6 protein-coding genes are annotated in these 18531 nt (G+C 55.8%); 1 reads left to right on the top strand and 5 read right to left on the bottom strand.

Annotated features, from left to right (window positions below; translation table 11 throughout):
* Positions 1–14: 14 nt before the first annotated feature.
* The 5 genes from DSD30_RS02160 to DSD30_RS02180 all read right to left on the bottom strand — a co-directional run bounded on the left by DSD30_RS02160 (position 15) and on the right by DSD30_RS02180 (position 9897).
* Entirely contained in the window at positions 15–2183 is a 2169-nt protein-coding gene (locus DSD30_RS02160) for a putative bifunctional diguanylate cyclase/phosphodiesterase (protein ID WP_171022193.1), read from the bottom strand.
* A gap of 178 nt (positions 2184–2361) precedes the next feature.
* Positions 2362–3750, bottom strand: coding sequence for a TolC family outer membrane protein (locus DSD30_RS02165; RefSeq protein ID WP_157967518.1), 1389 nt, complete (start codon positions 3748–3750; stop codon positions 2362–2364).
* A 256-nt stretch (positions 3751–4006) separates the two neighbouring features.
* Positions 4007–5341, bottom strand: coding sequence for an HlyD family type I secretion periplasmic adaptor subunit (locus tag DSD30_RS02170; protein WP_157967519.1), 1335 nt, complete (start codon positions 5339–5341; stop codon positions 4007–4009).
* Positions 5342–5566: 225 nt separating this feature from the next.
* Positions 5567–8062 (bottom strand): peptidase domain-containing ABC transporter, encoded by a 2496-nt coding sequence (locus tag DSD30_RS02175; protein WP_114007946.1) that lies wholly within the window; start codon positions 8060–8062, stop codon positions 5567–5569.
* Positions 8059–9897, bottom strand: coding sequence for an ABC transporter transmembrane domain-containing protein (locus DSD30_RS02180; protein WP_198662789.1), 1839 nt, complete (start codon positions 9895–9897; stop codon positions 8059–8061). Before DSD30_RS02180 ends, DSD30_RS02175 begins: the two co-directional genes overlap by 4 nt.
* Before the next feature lie 279 nt (positions 9898–10176).
* On the opposite strand from DSD30_RS02180, the gene DSD30_RS02185 reads away from it, so the two are divergent.
* Positions 10177–18201, top strand: coding sequence for an Ig-like domain-containing protein (locus DSD30_RS02185; RefSeq protein ID WP_114007948.1), 8025 nt, complete (start codon positions 10177–10179; stop codon positions 18199–18201).
* Positions 18202–18531 lie beyond the last annotated feature (330 nt).

The following is an 18531-nucleotide window of genomic DNA, read 5'->3' on the forward strand; positions in this document are numbered from 1 at the left end:
TTCAGAGAGCGGCCTCAGGCTTGACGATGGCGCTCGACAAAGGGCGTGACGGGAATGTCGGTCTGCTCCAGCAGCGCCTGTTCAAACTCGCGCGGCGGCTTGGGTCTGGCAAAAAGAAAGCCCTGAGCACTGTCGCAATGTTCCTGCTTGAGATGATTGGCACTGGCTTCGGTTTCCACCCCTTCGGCGATAACTTCCAATCCCAGCGAATGGGCCAGATTGATGGTGGCGCGAACAATCGCAGCGTCGGACGGATTGCCGATCATGTCCCTGACAAAGGACTGGTCGATCTTGAGGCGATCGACAGGGAAATGCTTGACGTAGGACAGCGATGAACAACCGGTGCCAAAATCATCAATGGAAATCTTGACGCCAAGATCACGCAGCTGGCCAAGCTGGATTGCCACCTGATCCTTGTCATGCAGGACGATGCTTTCGGTCAATTCCAGATCGAGCAGGTGCGGTGGCATTCCGGTCTCCCCCAGAATGCGGGCAACCAGCAACGGCACCGACTGGCGCTGGAACTGAACAGGGGAGAGATTGACGCCAATGGTGAAGTCCGGCAGGCCCTTGGCCTTCCAGGCCGCGCCCTGTCGACAGGCTTCGCGCAGCACCCATTCATTGATCGGCATGATCATGCCATTGCGCTCGGCCCGGGCGAGAAACTGGCTTGGCGGGATCAGGGACCCGTCTTCCCCGCGCATCCTGAGCAAGGCCTCGCAGCCAATGATGGCGCGGGTACCCAGATCCACCTGCTGCTGATAATGCAGTTCGAAACGACCCTCTTCGAGGGCCTTGCGCAAATTGTTGTCGAGCTCCTGCTCTTCACGGGCACGGGCATCCATATTGGCCGAGAAGAGGCAATAACCGTTGCCGCTGGCTTTCTTGGTGCGATACATCGCCAGATCGGCGTTGCGCACCAGTTTTTCGAAATCCTGCCCATCTTCTGGGTGTATCGCGATGCCCACCGACGCGGTGACGGGGGTGGTGATGTCGACCTTGGCGATAGCCGAGGGCAGAATATCCGCAATCGCCTTGCCCATGCGCTCGATTTGCTGGTCGCCTCTGGTGTTCACCTGAAGGATGGCAAACTCGTCGCCACCCAGACGGGCAACCAGATCATTCTTGGAGGCGATGGAGCGCAGGGCCGCACCCACATGAACCAGCAACTCGTCGCCGGTCGCGTGACCGTTGAGGTCATTCACCTGCTTGAAGCCATCCAGATCGATGAGATGGAGCGCAAAGCGTCCATCGCCACGGCGGCAGCGGCCAATTTCCCTGTCCACCCGGTCTCGCATCAGTGTGCGATTGGCAAGGCTGGTCAAGGCGTCATGATGCGCCATGTGATGGAGGTGATTTTCCGCCGCCTTGCGGTCGGTGATGTCCTGAGAGGAGCTGACCACGCCGATGACGGTGCCATTCTCGATCAGGGTCGATTTGGAGGTCAGAAAGATCCGCTTCTTGCCATCGGCCCCGACAATTTCCTCTTCAAAGGACCGCAGGCCCTTCTTGGATGACACGACAAGCTGGTTGATGGTCATGGTCAACTCGGCCTGCTTGGTTCCGAACACGTCCGAATATTGCTTGCCGACCACCTCTTCGGGCTTCAAGCCGAGATAATTGGCCTGAAAGACATTCATGAACAGGATGCAGCCATCGAGATCGGTCGCGCTGACCATCACCGGCAAGGTGTTGATCACATGGACGAGACGGCTCTCATTTTCGCGCTGGGTCCAGGCGAGGATGCTTTCGCTTTTCTTGAGGGATTCCAGCAACGAGTCCGCCCTGTTCGACAGCATCTGGCTCTGGCGATACATTTTCAGCAGATTGCGGGCCCGGGCGACAAACTCCCGATGATCGACGGGACTCGTCAACAGATCCGTCGCACCGGCATCAAGCGCCCGCAGACGATATCCGCGGTCCTCCATCACCGTGACGGCGATGATCGGGATGTCCTGTGTACGCGGATTGACACGGATGCGGGAAATGAACTCATCGCCTAGCATTTCGGGCAAATCGAAGGAGGTCAGGATCAGATCCGGATCATGGTCCCCCAGCCAGCGCAATGCCCGCACGGGCCTTGCAAAACAAACCACCTCGGTGTCTTGCTCGATGCGTTTGGCGATCTGGCTATAGATCTGCCTGTTTGTCTTCTGGTCATCAACGATGAGGATTAGTGCCATAACAACTCGCGACCCGTCAGCCCTGCATGCCAGCATGCCACGGGCGGCCTGCCAACTTCATTGGAGGAGCTTAGCGAAGGAAAGTTAATGCGGTCGCTAGCGCGTATTTTATCCAAGGCTATCCCGCCCAAAAGCTAACGCTATCCTTAACGAAACCTGAACGGCCTGAGGCCGGCCTTCAGCGCAGGCCGCTCCAAGGGTCATTTGACGTTCTTCGGCCGATCTTTTTGCCCTTTTGCCGATAGGCTGCATCGAGTTGCTGGGCCTTGGCGATGGCAGCCGTTGCTTCCGGGCTATATTGCAAATCTGCCCTGCGTGCTCCAGACACCGTCAATTGCCCCGTCGAAGCAAGAAAGGAATAGAGGGCGATGACCGAGTCAGCCTGAGAATAGATCTCCAGTTCCTGGGCATCAAGCAAGGCGACCTCTGCATCGAGAATATCGAGGAAGGATCGTTGACCGGCCTTCTCTTCGATCCGGATGCCCTTGAGCAACTCACGCGCAGCCCTGACTTCGGCCTTGGCCTGTTTCAGTTTGGCTTGAGACGCCTTGTTGCGCAGGAATTGCTCACTGGCGTCAGCCTTGATGCGGGCAGTCAGAGCATTGGTCAGATGGGTACGCTGGTTGTGTTCTGCCCGGGCTTTCTGCACACCGGCAAGGCGCGTGCCCCCGTCAAAGAGAGGCAGGCTCAGGCGCAGTCCGACGCTGCTTTCCTGCTTGTTGGGCTCGGAATGGCTGGAGGCGAATGTGCGGGTGGTCTCGCCCGTCAGATCAAGGGTGGGCAGGAAGGCGCCCTTGGCCGCCTTGACGGCATATTCAGAAGCCTTGGTGTTGGCGCGCGACGCTCTCAGGTCGGGATGCATGCGCAGGGCCTTCTTCACCGCTTCGTCTGCATCCTTGGGCATGAAGCGGACGGGCATTTGCGGATAGATCAGGTCGCCCGGCCTGTAGCCGACAAGGCTTTCATAGCGCCCGGCAGCCCCACCGAGATCGGCCTGTGCGCCCTCAAGCGAAGCGCGGGCGCGATAGATAAGAGCATCGGTTTTCGACAGATCCGTCTTGGTCAACTCCCCTGCCCGGATTCGCGCCTTGGTGGCCCGACGTTGTTTGAGCATGGTGTCCAGATGGCGGCGGCGCAGCTTGATCATCTTGCGGGCGGCATAGACATCCATATAGGCCTTCACCGCTTCGAGCAAGATCTGGCGCTCGCGGTTGCGGACCTTGTAGTGAGCCGATTTTTCTTCATATTTGGAGCGCAGGATGTTGTTGCGGGTCTGAAAGCCGTTGAACAGGCGCTGGCTGGCACTCAAGCCATATTGGCTCGTACGCAAGCGGGAATAACCGCCACTCTTCAGCTTATTCTCTTCATAATTCTGCGACAGGGTCGCGTTGACCTTTGGAAACAGCGCAGCACGGGCCTCTTTCGACTGGGCTTTCTTGATATCGCGGGCGGCTTCCTCGGCTCGGATGTCGGGATTGTTGTCGTAGACGTCATAGAGCATCTGGGCAAGATTATCTGCCTTGACCGGTCCGCTCAGGGCGCAGACACAAAGTGTCAGACAGGCCAAGACCCATCCCACGCGCCACCTTGACGGCGTCACGAAAGAATGGTGCCTGCTGCTTTGACTCGACTGGTACGCAACGGACATGCCTGTTTTGACCTCACCCTGGATCTCGTTGATGTCGATGAACGACATGGTTCGCGAAACGGCATGGCCCCCCATCAAGGCGCATGCGCACCCTGTGATTATTGGCTACTTATGGTTAATAAACAGCTAAGCAAGACCGGGTTGAGCGACGGTACGATGGCGAAATGCGGAGGCGTTAGCGCTCGGAGAAGGCGACATCCATTGAGCGGAAGACCGGCTTGAGCAAATAGCGGGCCAGGGATTTTTCGCCGGTGACAATGTCAGCGGTGACGACCATGCCGGGCAGAACAGGGAAGGTCGCCCCTTTGCGTTCAAAGGCGTTGTTGTCGAGGGCAATATGCACCTTGAAATAGGGGTCGCCGCGCTCATCCTCAAAGGAGGTGGCTGAAACGGTTTTGACATGTCCTTCCAGAGCACCAAACAGATAGGGATCGAAGGTGGAGATGGTGACCTTGGCATCGGCTCCGACGCGGATATGACCGATATCCTTGGGCTGAACCTTCACTTCGGCGACAATGCGCCGATTGTCAGGTACGATCTTGGCCACAACTTCGCCGGAGCGAACAACCGCACCGATGGTCTTGTAGGCCAGTTCCTGAATGATGCCATCGGTTGGCGCGACGAGATCAAGACTTTCGACGCGATCCTGCTGTTTGGTCAGGACGCGTTCGAGTTCGGCCAGTTCACTGGCGCTTTTGGCCCGTTCCTTGGCCAGTTCGGACTGGATGGCGGCACGGGCCTGTTGCATCTGGATTTCTGCTTCGGTCACCTGCTCGCCGGTCGAGGCAATCTTGCCATCAAGCGCATAGAGTCTGGCACGCGCTTCTTCGAGCGCTGCCTGCGCTTCGAGAACGGAGCGGCGTGATGCATATTGCTGGCGCAGCAAAGATTCAAGGCTCTGATATTGCTCCTTGGCAATCTCGGCCCGTTTCTCGACGCTTTTCTTTTCGGCCAATGCGGCCTTGTGTTCGGCCCTGCGGCGTGCCAGCTGGGAGGCATATTTCGCCTCTTCGCGATTGATGCGGGTTTTCTCCGATTGGAAGACAGCGCTTTGGGAGGCAGCCAAGGTCGGGAAGCGGACTTCATCGCGACCGAAATTGGGGGCTTCACCCCGCTGCATCAGGGCATTGAGACTGGCGAGTGACATGCGCAGGGAAGTCGCGCGGATCACCATCTGGTCGCGCTCGCTTTCAGTTGCCGTGGCCCGCAGGCGGATCAGTGGCTGACCGGCTTTCACCCGATCCCCTTCGGCAACCAGAATCTGGTCGATATAGCCGCCTTCCAGATGCTGAACTGCCTGTACCGAACCGGACGGCTGAACCTGTCCGCTGGCATGGGTGACTTCAAGCACCGACGTGACAAATGCCCAGATCACAAAGCAGGATAAAAACAGCAAACTGCCTGACACGACATAGTTGAACAATTGCGGCGGTTGCTCATTCTCGAGCGCCAGCGGCAACGTCAAAGTCTTGGCATCAAGATCATTCTTTTTGGACGCAAACAACTTCACCGAATTCAACCTTGATATCAAACAGCATGTCCAAACAGACACACGTGTCCCCCACGATACACGCCTCTAGAATAACGCCATTAATGTTAAAACTTAGTTGCTTTTCTAAGCAGTTTGACGCAAAACCAAAAATTGCGGTTTCTTGCGTAACACTGCAACATATTGATAATACGACGCTTTATTATTTGGCAATTCGATTGATAGACATCCCGCTGTCATGCAGCATCACGCAACGGATTTGTTGAAGGCATCGAGTTGCGGCATCACCTGTTCGGGTGGGCCATTGAGAATGACCTGACCTTCATGCAGCACGATGATGCGATCCGCTATCCGCATATGGCTCGGTCGCTGGGTGGTGAAGAGCACCGTAGCCTCCCCCTTCAGCGCACTGACATTTTCCATGAACTGGGTGTCGGCGGCAAAATCGAGATAGTTGGCGGGCTCATCAAGGAAATAGTAGGACGCCTTTTTGGCAAAGCTGCGACACAGTAGCAGCTTCTGCTTGAGCAGATCCGGCATCTGGTTGAGCACCTCGGTCTTCAGGCGGGTATCGATGCCTTCGGGCAGGTTGGGATGATTGCGCTGAATGAGGAATTTCTCGAACAATGCCAGAATCTCAGCCCGCGAGACTTTCGGATCGTTGAGATGGATATTCTGCTCAACGGTTCCATAGAAGAAGGTGGGATGGTCGGGCTGATAGCTGACCTCAAAGCGCAACTCACCCAGATCTATCTGACGAATGTCGAGATGATCAAAGGCCACCACACCGGCCACCGGGCGATAAAGACCGGCAAGCAGCTTCAGCAAGGTCGACTTGCCGCCACCACTTGGGCCGGTGATGGCAACCAGTTCACCGGGATTGATGGTGATGTTGGCCGACTTGATCGCCGCGTCGGAGGCTTGCGCATAGCGGAAGGACAGATTTTTTGTGGTGATGTGGCCCTCAAAGGAACGCGAGATGCTTGGCACCGTGCCGGGTTCGCGTTCCGGCTTCATCCGCATCAGATTGTTGACCAGACGGATCGCCTCGATCAGTTTGCCAACCCGAGACAGGCTCAGGAATGCATTTTGCAACGGCGACAGCACCCGCCAGATCAGGGCCATGATGGCGATCAGTCCACCAACACCCATATCGCCGGTCATCACCAACATGGTGCCAAAGCCAAGGGTCGCGAGGCCTGCCATCATCGACAGGGCCTGACTGACAATCTGGATTTTCTGCGAGAAATGCTGCGCACGGAAGTCCAGCGCGGCAAAGCCCGCAGCGGCATCATCATAGCGTTCTTGCCACTTTGCCTCGCCGCCAACATTGCTGATCTCGCGATGCATCAGGAACAGTTCCATCATTACATTCTGCTTGTGAGACTTGGCGTCGCCAGACTGGATCGTCTGGCGTTTGGCGATGGGAATGCTGACAATGGCCATGATGATATAGGCCCCCAGCAGAATGGCAGGGATCGCTGCGAGCCAGCCACCAATCAATGCAATGGCGATGATGAAGACCAGCACAAAAGGCAAGTCCAACACCGCTGTACCGAAGGAACCCAGAAAGATCTCACGCAGTTTCTCAAACTGGCGCAGTCGGGACAGCTGCGAGCCGACCGACGCATTCTGCACCATGGAATAGGGGAAATAGAGCAGGCGCTGGAAGACCTCGACCGACAATGCAGTGTCAAAGCGCGCACCAACATAGGCCAGTACCCGGGTGCGCAATTGCCGCAAGGCATAGTCTGCCCCAATGATCAAGCCAATGCCGACGACAAACATGGCAAGACTGAAGGGTGCTTTGGACGGGATCACATAGCCATAGACCGACATGATGAAGATCGGCACGGCCATTGCAGCCAGATTGATACCAAAATTGATCAGGAACAGGGACAGAAACAGCCGCTTGAAAGAAGAGGCGGCGTGGGTGACCCAACCGAAGGACTGGACAAATCTGTTTTGCCCCGTCAGATCAAGCGGCTTGATGAGATAGACCGTCACCTGCCCTTTGGGGCTTGGGATCACCTCTTCATTGCCGGTTGCCCCGTTGAAACAATTGATCGTGCCATCCCCATGATTGAGCGACAGCAAAAGATGGGTGATGCCCGAGGCATCTTCATAAAGACATGGCAGACGTTCCGGCGACAGATTTTGCAAGTCCACCTCGTTGGCGGTGGTGACAAAATTCAATCGCGTTAAAACAGCACGCAAGCCTTTGAAATCATTTACCTGATTGAAGTGAGGCAAGGCCTGAGCCAGATGGCGACCATCACCACCCCAGCCCAACACCGCCAGCACCACCTGTAAACAGCGCCCTGCCGAGCTTTCGCAATCGATGCCAGCCCAGCGCTCCTTAATGCCAAGACGGGCTTCATAGTCAGAGAAGAAAGAGGTCTCCCGGCCGTCGAAGTCGTCATGGTGGGCTGGATGCGGGACACGACCCGTTTCTGTGCCTTGTTGAGCCTCAGGCATCGCCAAGTGATGGTCTTGGGACAGGCTTGCCAGATCGGAGAGGCTTAGCTCGCCGTCTGATGTCTGCTTTGCAAGTTCGGAGAACAGGCCCGTCCCATCCCCGCCTTGTTTGCCGTGCTGAGGCATGTTGGTATTGGACGCCGGCGCCCCGTTGCTGCGTGCCTTTCGGCGCGTGGGTTGAAGCATAATCCGCCCGGGTTGCTTGGAATTCCGGTCTGTCGTGCCACTGGTCCGATGTTCGGTCTTGCGATCCTTGTCACTCATGCAGACCTCCCCATTTGCAGGACCTCAGCCTGTGGCTTGCCTTGCTGCTGTTGAACGGCGTTTGCCTGTGTCGGGTGGGATGCCGCTTGAGGCGACTGGTCCTGGCGCTCACACAGCTTGCCATCCGACAGGATATATTGCCGGTCTGCCATGGAGAGGAAGGAAGGGCGATTGGACAGGAACACCAATGTCATCTCCCCACGCAACTTCTCAAGTCCCTTGCGCAACAACGTGTCGGACCGTTGATCCAGCAGCGCATTGGCTTCTTCCAGAACCAGTATGCGCGGTTTTTGGGCAATGGCCCTTGCAATGCAGATGCGCTGGCGGAAGCTTGGCGGCAGGGTTTCGTTGCCGCCCATGCCAAGCATCATGTCGTAGCCCTGCGGCAATTGCTGGATGTCACGCTCCAGACCAATCAACTGACAGGCTTCACGGGCGGCATGCAGCCCCTCACGTGGGTTGAACAAAGTGAGATTTTCGAGGATGGTCCCACTGAAAATGGCCGGACCATTTGGCACATAGGCGACCGATCCGGCGATGCTGCTATTCACCAGTGCGTCCAGCGGGCGCCCGCCCAACAGGACCTCACCAGACAGCGGCAATGCGCGCGCACGAATGAGGCGCAAGAATTCGTGGTCGTCACGGGGAATATTGCCCTTCAGGGCGATAAACTCGCCATCTCTGACCTCCAGATCAATCTGGTACGGCTCAGAAGAGTCATCCATTTGTGAGGCCAGAGTGACATTGCGCATGGAGACCGTCCCCGCGGAAAGGCTTTCACGACGAATTGCCAGCTCCGGATCGGGATTGATCGACAGCAGAGCGTCCACATTCTGCTTGACCAGATTGAAAGAACTCATTTCGCTCCATGAGCGCACGGAGCGCACCAAAACCTCAACAGCCCGGCCACCCAGCAGCAGGCAACAGGCGAGCGAACCGATAGACTGGGTGCCTTCGATCACCAGAATAGCACCACTGCTGACGATGGTGACCATGGTCACCGCAGCGAAAGCCGCGCTGAGAGACTGGGTTGCGCCATCGAGCAAGACCGAGCGATGGAAGGCCACGGCAATGGCTTCCTGAAGACGCTCATATCGGCGCATCATTTGCGGCTCACAGGCCATGATCTTGATGGTTTCGACGCCGGCCAGCACTTCGATGACAAAATCATATTTGCGCCGGTCGAGATTTTGTCGCTCATCCTGCAATTGCTGGATATCGTCGGCCTTTTTCATCAGCATCCAGGCAAACACCACGAACAGAGCAACCAGCAGGCCAGTGATTACCGGACTGACAATGGCCATGACGCCTAGAAAAATAAAAATGAATGGCAGATCAACAAGGCCCATCCGCGCCGGTCCGGCAAACATCCGAGCGGTGGCGGAAAGGGCATTCATCCGGTCGATATGGGTGCTGGCTGCGTCTTGCTCCACCCGTTCGGAGGACGCCCGCAAGGAGCGGCGCACCGCTTCGACGCCTGCCACATAATCAAGATAGGAGGCAGACCAGCCCGACACATGGGAGCGGACGATCTTGAGAATGGTGTCAATCACCAACACCGCAAAGAGCCCCCCCATCAGGTAGAGCAGGGTTTCATAAGACTGGTTGGGAATGATCCGGTCATAGATCTGCAAAATCACCAGCGGCATCGCCAGACCGAGGCTGTTGATCACCAGAGAGGCGGCAATGATGCGCTTGGGGACCCGGATATGCTCGGCAAACCAGGTATTCTGCATCGATTCCGGCGGCTGAAACACCGTCCGAATATGGGACAGGTAGGCACCCAGCCCCTTCGGGCGCTCCCCTTCATTTCCCGCTTGATACCCTGCAGACATGAGACCCATCATAACTCTATTTGTTGCCAGCCTGATCCGGAGTTGCACAGCAATCCCCAATGCGGGCAAACAGATTTACCTCCCTTTATGCCCCTAAGTCTCTTGATCATTTATTAACCACGTTCCCAATATCCGGATAAAATCGAGGCAGGAGCGCCCAAAATGGCGCTTTTTAGATCTTCGTAACCATTTTCGAAAACACACGCTTAACAAGGAGTCCGATAGCGTCGAAGCCGACTGCCTGAACACCAAGGGCGAAGTGTATCGAGGAACAGGGTTATGGCTGACACCAATATTCCGGACATGAATACCAACAACACCATCTCCAAGCAGGAGGCAAACCGTACCCAACAGGCGGCTCAAAAGGCCGAGCTGGAGAAATCGGTAAGCGACTATGATACCGGAGACAGTGTGGCGTTCCGTCAGGATATCCTGAACCCGAACCTGCATTATGGATTGCTCAACGAAGCCGAGCAGGAATTTCCGGATACCGTTAGCGGTCCGGCCGAGAGTGGCGCCACGGATGTCGATGCCAATGCAGCATCCGGTGACCAGACAGCGGATCTTGCCAGCCCGACCAGTTCCTTTGCCTCTTCGCCTGTATCCCAGACCGGTCTGTCAGCCGCCGATGAACCCATTGCAAGCGAAGCCCAGTCCGGCATCCAGTCGATTGATCATAGTGACGATGGCGCGTCTCAAGCGACCGCACCGACCGATGCCTCTCGTTCTGATGGCAATAGCATCGACGCTTCTGCTGTGCCGACACAGTCTTCCGATGACAATATTGCTCCACCAACCGACGGCGGAACAGAAACAAAGCCGAACAGCCCCGTTGTGGCCAACGACAGCGACGTTACCACATCCGAGAATGTGAGCCTTGATGGCAATGTCACGGCCACGGATCTCGATGGCGATGCGATCAGCTACAGTCTTGATGGCCAGCCTACGGAAGGCACGGTCACGCTCAATGCCGATGGTTCTTACAGCTTTGCCCCGGGCACGGACTTTGATGATCTGGCCGTTGGCGAAAGCCGCACGGTGACCTTTGACTTCACCGCTGACGATGGCAAGGGCTCAACGGATACCGGCACCGTGACCATTGAAGTGACCGGCACCAATGATGCCCCAACTGCGATTGATCTCTCGGCCACGTCCGTTGATGAGAATGATGGCGGCGCGGTGATTGGCACCCTGACCAGCTCTGACGTGGATAGCTCTGACACGCATACATACTCTGTCTCTGACAACCGCTTTGAAGTGGTTGATGATGGCTCTGGCAATATGGTCCTCAAGCTCAAGGATGGTCAGTCCCTTGATCATGAGAGTGAGCCAAGCGTCACCCTCACGGTCACCTCTGATGACGGCAATGGTGGCACCTTTGATCAGGACTTCACCATCAATGTCGCCGATCTCAATGAAGCGGTCACCGCTGATGATGCCTCTGAGACCACATCCGAGAATGTGAGCCTTGATGGCAATGTCACGGCCACGGATCTCGATGGCGATGCGATCAGCTACAGCCTTGATGGCCAGCCAGCGGAAGGCACGGTCACGCTGAATGCCGATGGTTCTTACAGCTTTGCCCCGGGCACGGACTTTGATGATCTGGCCGTGGGCGAAAGCCGCACGGTGACCTTTGACTTCACCGCTGATGATGGCAAGGGTTCAACGGATACCGGCACAGTGACCATTGAAGTGACCGGCACCAATGATGCCCCAAGCGCCATTGATCTGTCGGCTGCATCCGTTGATGAGAATGATGGCGGCGCGGTGATCGGCACCCTGACCAGCTCTGACGTGGATAGCTCTGACACGCATACTTACACGGTGTCTGACAGCCGCTTTGAAGTGGTTGATGATGGCTCTGGCAATATGGTCCTCAAGCTCAAGGATGGTCAGTCTCTTGATCATGAGAGCGAGCCGTCTGTTACCCTCACCGTCACCTCTGATGACGGCAATGGTGGCACCTATTCCGAAGACTTCTCGATCAATGTCGCCGATCTCAATGAAGCGGTCACCGCTGATGATGCCTCTGAGACCACGTCTGAGAATGTGAACCTTGATGGCACTGTCACGGCAACGGATCTCGATGGCGATGCGATCAGCTACAGCCTTGATGGCCAGCCAGCAGAAGGCACAGTCACGCTCAATGCCGATGGTTCTTACAGCTTTGCCCCGGGCACGGACTTTGATGATCTGGCCGTCGGCGAAAGCCGCACCATCACCTTTGACTTCACCGCTGATGATGGCAATGGCTCAACGGATACCGGCACCATCACCATTGAAGTGACCGGCACCAATGATGCCCCAAGCGCCATTGATCTCTCGGCCACGTCCGTTGATGAGAATGATGGCGGTGCGGTCATCGGCACCCTGACCACCACAGATGTGGATAGCACCGATACCCATAGCTACACTGTCTCGGACAGCCGCTTTGAAGTGGTTGATGATGGCGCTGGCAATATGCAGCTCAAACTCAAAGATGGTCAGAGCCTTGATCATGAGAGCGAGCCAAGCGTCACCCTTACCGTCACCACCAATGACGGCAATGGCGGCAGCTTCGATCAGGACTTCACCATCAATGTGGCCGACCTCAATGAAGCGGTCACCGCCTATGATGCTTCTGAGACCACATCGGAGAATGTAGCGCTCAATGGCACTGTCACGGCAACGGATCTCGATGGCGATGCGATCAGCTACAGCCTTGATGGCCAGCCAGCAGAAGGCACAGTCACGCTCAATGCCGATGGTTCTTACAGCTTTGCCCCGGGCACGGACTTTGATGATCTGGCCGTCGGCGAAAGCCGCACCATCTCCTTTGACTTCACCGCTGATGATGGCAATGGCTCAACGGATACCGGCACCGTCACCATTGAAGTGACCGGCACCAATGATGCCCCAAGCGCCATTGATCTGTCGGCTGCATCCGTTGATGAGAATGATGGCGGTGCGGTCATCGGCACCCTGACCACCACAGATGTGGATAGCACCGATACCCATAGCTACACTGTCTCGGACAGCCGCTTTGAAGTGGTTGATGATGGCGCTGGCAATATGCAATTGAAACTCAAAGATGGTCAAAGCCTTGATCATGAGAGCGAGCCAAGCGTCACCCTTACCGTCACCACCAATGACGGCAATGGCGGCAGCTTCGATCAGGACTTCACCATCAATGTGGCGGACCTCAATGAAGCGGTCACCGCCAATGATGCTTCTGAGACCACATCAGAGAATGTGGCGCTCAATGGCACTGTCACGGCGACCGATCTCGATGGCGATGCGATCAGCTACAGTCTTGATGGCCAGCCTGCGGAAGGCACGGTCACGCTGAATGCAGATGGCACCTACAGCTTTGCCCCGGGCACGGACTTTGATGATCTGGCCGTCGGCGAAAGCCGCACGGTGACCTTCGACTTCACCGCTGATGATGGCAAGGGTTCAACGGACACCGGCACCGTGACCATTGAAGTCACCGGCACCAATGATGCCCCAACTGCCATTGATCTCTCGGCAACATCCGTTGACGAGAATGATGGCGGCGCGGTGATCGGCACCCTGTCGACCAGTGATGTCGATACGTCCGATACACATACATACTCTGTCTCTGACAACCGCTTTGAAGTGGTTGATGATGGCTCTGGTTCCATGGTCCTCAAGCTCAAGGATGGTCAGTCCCTTGATCATGAGAGCGAACCGTCTGTTACCCTCACCGTCACCTCTGATGACGGCAATGGTGGCAGCTTCGATCAGGACTTCACCATCAATGTGGCGGACCTAAATGAAGCTCCAACCCTTTCGCACACTGCCGACAATCTGCAAGACTTTGAGAGTGATGCAACTGGGTGGTCCAACACTTTGCGGACCGATGATGGATCAGGAAATACCATTCTTGGCCGATTTGGCAACGCAACAGGCCTTGAAGGTAGCTCGACCTCGCTCGGAACACCGGATGGCGCAGCAAGCACAGTGATCGAGTTCGACCTACTTGAAATCGATAGCTGGGATGGTCGCGGCGATGGCGGTGAAAATGCTGGTGCAGAATCAATCATCATCAATGTTGCCGGTGAAACGATCGAGATCCCGCTTGATTTCAACTGGAATGCTGAAAGCGCATCAGGCACCTCGGGAAGTGTTAGCTGGTCGCTCTCGACAAATGATGTCAGCAACGGCAATAGCATGTTTGGTTCATATAGTGATCAGACCCACACTGTGCAGATCACAGTGAATAATCCGACATCTGAAATCGACCTGAATATTACCAGCAGTCTTGATCAATCAATTGCCGATGAATCATTCGGCATTGATAATGTTCGTTTTTCGAATTTCGACAGCGATGGCAATCAGATGTTAACGGTCAATGAGAATGAAGCCGAAGCATCGGTCGCGATCATGTCGGTTTCTGACCCGGACGCTGGCGATACCCATAGTTATTCGGTATCTGATTCACGGTTCGAGGTTGTCGATGACGGATCGGGCAACATGGTTCTTCAGCTCCGAGACGGAGTGAGGCTGGATCATGAAGTCGAAGCACAGGTAAACCTCACCGTGACCGTAACCGACAGTGGGGGATTAACAGACAGCCAGACACTGACTGTTCATGTCGGGAACTTAAATGACTCTGTTACGGCACAGGATGCGTCGGCAACAACCACAGAAGGCAGCGCTCTAGTTAGCGCAGCCCATTCATCGGATGCAGAAGGTGAAAGTCTGACTTACGGTGTTACTATCCAGCCCTCCGAAGGCACGGTGACAATGAATGCCGATGGATCATATAGTTTCGATCCGAACGGTGAATTCGAAGATCTTGCGGTTGGTGAAAGCCGGACGGTAACTTTCGAATATAATGCCGTAGATGCTTCAGGAGAGCATGACACGGGCACCGTCACCATCGAAGTGACCGGCACCAATGATGGTCCAAGTGCCATTGATCTGTCGGCTAGCCGTGTTGATGAGAATGATGGCGGCGCGGTGATTGGCACCCTGACCACCACAGATGTCGATGCCTCTGACAGCCACACTTATTCTGTCTCTGACAGCCGCTTTGAAGTGGTTGATGATGGCGCTGGCAATATGCAGCTCAAACTCAAGGATGGTCAGACCCTTGATCATGAGAGCGAGCCAGCGGTTAATCTGACCATCACCTCGACTGATCCGCATGGGGCGAGCACTGACCAAGACTTCACCATCAATGTGGCGGATGTTAATGAGGGCGTAACCGCCTATGGTGGCACCGTTTCAATTGCGGAAAATGGCTTGCAGACGGGTTGGGCCTATGCGACCGATGCAGACGGCGATGCCCTGACTTATTCCATCGTTTCGTCGCCTGCCGAAGGCACGCTGACAATGGATTCCAATGGCTATTCGACCTTTGATCCTGGCACGGATTTTGATGATCTGGCGGTTGGTGAAAGCCGCACCGTGAGCTTCCAGTATCAGGCTGAGGACGGGCGCGGCGAATCCGATATTGCCACGGTGAATATCGTCGTGACTGGTACCAACGATGCGCCTACGGCGGTCATCCTGGATAACAATCTGATCAATGAGAATGCCGACGGTGCAACCATCGGCACCCTGACCACCACAGATGTCGATGCCTCTGATACCCATAGCTACACTGTCTCTGACAATCGCTTTGAAGTGGTTGATGATGACGCTGGCAATATGCAATTGAAGCTCAAGGATGGTCAGAGCCTTGATCATGAGAGCGAGCCAAGCGTCACCCTCACGGTGACCACCAATGACGGCAATGGCGGCAGCTTCGATCAGGACTTCACCATCAATGTGGCGGACCTCAATGAAGCGGTTACTCTGACGGCAGAAGGATCCTTCAACTTCCTCTATAACGGCAGCTTTGAGCAGTTCAGCAATGGCGTGCATGGTGGTGGAGACGGCACTGGTTGGTACGAAGGTGCGACGATTGACGGTTGGTCACAGACCAACATTGATGTGCATGAAGGTGGCCATATGGGTCTTGGAGCGACAGATGGGGATCATCATGTGGATCTGGCAGGCACCACCAACGGATCGTTGAGCCGCGAAATGCAAGGCATGGAAGACGGTGATACCTACAGCTTGTCGATGGATTTGAAATCCCGCGGTGCCGATGGCTCGGGCACGGGTGATGCCTCAGCTGCGGCTGGGCAGAGTGTGGTCGAGATCGTCTGGAATGGCGAGGTGATTGCCACGGTCGACCCATCCACCGATGGGATGGGCTGGCATACTTACACGTTTGACATCGTGGGCGGCTCTGGCGACGGCTCGAATATCATCACCTTCAACGAAATTGGCTCCGACAACAGTTTTGGCACCATCCTCGACAACTTCCAGATCACTGATTCCGATGGCTTCGGGGTGCTGGAAAATGAAGTGGGAGCCAAAATCGCCACCCTTGGTGTGATTGATGAAGATGTCGGCGACAGCTACAGCTACACTGCTTCCGATAGCCGCTTTGAAGTGGTGGATGATGGCTCTGGCACAATGATCCTCAAGCTCAAGGACGGCGTCTCCCTAGATCATGAGGCGGAACCGACCGTTGATGTCACCGTGACGGTGACCGACAGTGCGGGCAATTCGGACAGCCAGATCCTCAATGTCACAGTTGGCGATATCAACGAGACGCCTTTGTCGATCGAGTTGAGCGGCACTATGGTGGTTGAGGACAATGCCGGCGAGATCATCGGCATCTTGACCACAACCGACACCGATGATGGCGACAGCCATACCTACACTGTCTCTGACAGCCGCTTTGAGGTGGTTGAGGATAGCGGTGACATGGTGCTGAAGCTCAAAGATGGCCAGAGCATCGATGCGGACGCTGAACCCACCGTCAATCTGACGATCACCTCTACCGATAGCGGCGGCATCTCGACGCAGCAATCCTTCGCGATTAATGTTGACCCGGTCGCAGATGCGCCGAGCCTTTCTATCGGCAATGCCCAGACAACAATCATCAACACCAACTTTGAATCCCTTGCCGGGGACACGTCGGCCTTCCTGCCGGAAGCCGAAGGCTGGCAGACCGACAGTTCCGTCGAGGTGTGGCAGGGTGATACAGTCGATTATGGTGCCGCGAGCACCCATATCGAGCTGAATACCGATCCGCGCGTTGGCTATGCGGATGCCCCGAATATCTATCAAACCGTCGACACGGTTGACGGAGCAACCTACACTCTGACCCTCGATTATGCCGGGCGGCCGGGCTATGGCGCAGATGTCAACACAATCGAAATCATCTGGGACGGTCAAGTGGTTGCCACCATTTCGGACAATGCGCAGGATAGCACCACCTATAACTGGCAGACCCACACCATCAACCTGACGGGTGATGGCGATCCTTCCAAGATCGAGATCCGCGAAGCCGGTGTCGATTTGGATTATGGACGCGGTATGCATATCGACAATATCTCTATGGTCGAATCCATCACCTCTGCAGCCCATGGGGAAGCAGGAGCGGCCATCAACTTGCCCGATATCCTGCCAACCCTTCCAGACAATGACGGTTCTGAGAGTCTGGCCCTGTCCCTTGGCAATTTGCCGGACGGCACGGTCCTGAGCGACGGCAGTCATACGGTGACCATTGGCGCTGATGGGGACAGCGGCGATATCGCCAGCTGGGATCTAGACAACCTGCAGGCAACGCCGCCTGTGGACTATGTCGGTACGGTGAATGTGCAGGTGACCGCCACAACGACCGAAATGTCCAATGGAGACACCGCCACCACCACGACTAGCTTCGACATTCAGGTCGAGGAACCACACATTGTGAATGAGGTGACGGGCACCACCGCTTCTGAAACCCTTGATGGCACCAATGGTGAGGACCTGATTTCAGCCAGTGCCGGGGATGACACCATCAATGCCTATGACGGCAGTGACATCGTCTATGGCGGCGACGGCAACGACACGATTGATGGCGGCAGCGGCAATGACACCCTGTATGGTGACCATGGCAGTGACGTGATTGTTGGTGGTAGCGGCTCCGATATGATCTATGGCGGTATCGGCAATGACACCATGTCCGGAGGCGATGGCAATGACAGCTTCTTCTACATGATGGGGGATGGCAACGACAGTGTGAATGGTGGCACTGGTTCGGACTGGACCGACTCGATTGAGATCTTGGCCGCAGATGGCACGGAGACGACCGAGTATGGGACCGACTGGACCATCAACTTGACCTCGGGCTATTCTGGGATCACGCCGGACGGCGAACAGATGCTGCTCAGTGACGATGCCACTGGCACCATCGACTTTGCCGATGGCAGCAGCATCACGTTCGAGAATATCGACCGTATCGCCTGGTAACCAACGAAGGGCAGGATTCGGGTCGCGAGCCTTGTAGATCGACCCGAAACAACTGGCCTTGCCTCAAAAATCGGCCTTGGAGACAGGGGTTTCCAAGGCCTTTATTGCTCCGATGGATGGAGCTTGTCCCATGTGGCCTCTGGAGCGATGCCTTGAGACCCAAAGCCACCAACAGACCGCTATCCTTTTGGTCGGTCTTTTTCAACCAAGTCCAGTTAGGGAACGTTGTTTAAGTTTGTTGCAATTAACTTAATCTTAGACTCGGGCGCCTAGACTTGTTTCAGATTGGGTTCTGTTTAAGACCGAGCTGCTTCAGGATCCAGAAGACTT

The organism is Cohaesibacter intestini (assembly GCF_003324485.1).
GTDB lineage: Bacteria > Pseudomonadota > Alphaproteobacteria > Rhizobiales > Cohaesibacteraceae > Cohaesibacter > Cohaesibacter intestini.

Excerpts from the sequence above, each read along its gene's own strand:
- DSD30_RS02160 (WP_171022193.1), bottom strand. The coding sequence starts at position 2,183 with ATGGCACTAATCCTCATCGTTGATGACCAGAAGACAAACAGGCAGATC.
- DSD30_RS02175 (WP_114007946.1), bottom strand. The coding sequence starts at position 8,062 with ATGAGTGACAAGGATCGCAAGACCGAACATCGGACCAGTGGCACGACA.
- DSD30_RS02180 (WP_198662789.1), bottom strand. The coding sequence starts at position 9,897 with ATGTCTGCAGGGTATCAAGCGGGAAATGAAGGGGAGCGCCCGAAGGGG.
- DSD30_RS02185 (WP_114007948.1), top strand. The coding sequence starts at position 10,177 with ATGGCTGACACCAATATTCCGGACATGAATACCAACAACACCATCTCC.